We start from the raw sequence: 468 nt of genomic DNA, 5'->3' as shown, positions 1-468 counted from the left end.
AACCTGAAACACCTTTTTAAATTTATGGTTCTCTTTTTTAGAATGGAGTTAAATTATGGCACAAGATGCTAAAAATGTCAAAAAGAGAAACTGGGCTTTTGTTGCATACCCTGAGAGTATGCCAACCAACTGGCTTGAAATATTGCAAGAAACAGGCGCACCTATTGCTATTTCACCGCTACACGATAAAGATTTGAATGCTGATGAACACGAGAAAAAGGCACATTATCACGTAATTTGTTGCTGGGACGGTCCAGTTCGTTTTACTCAAGCCGAAAAATTGGCAAAATCTGTTAATGGCACAATTCCTATTCCTTTAGAGAGCATACGGGGCTATTATCGATATTTTACTCATAAAGACAACCCAGAGAAGCACCAGTATGATGAAAGCGAAATAAAGTGCCTTAATGGCTTTGCAATTACTGATTTTGTTGAGCTTAGTAAAAGTGAAGTAGTAAAACTTAAATA

Annotated in this window: 1 protein-coding gene; it reads left to right on the top strand. The window is 36.8% G+C overall.

The window, feature by feature from the left end; translation table 11 throughout:
- Positions 1-55: 55 nt before the first annotated feature.
- The coding region (locus tag CYP05_RS09325) for a replication protein (RefSeq protein ID WP_103642727.1) at positions 56-468 on the top strand (413 nt) is incomplete at its 3' end.

The organism is Campylobacter concisus, assembly GCF_002913545.1.
GTDB lineage: Bacteria > Campylobacterota > Campylobacteria > Campylobacterales > Campylobacteraceae > Campylobacter_A > Campylobacter_A concisus_AV.
The sequence above is the reverse complement of the archived record's forward strand: the minus strand, read 5'-3'. Positions and strand labels throughout refer to the sequence as shown.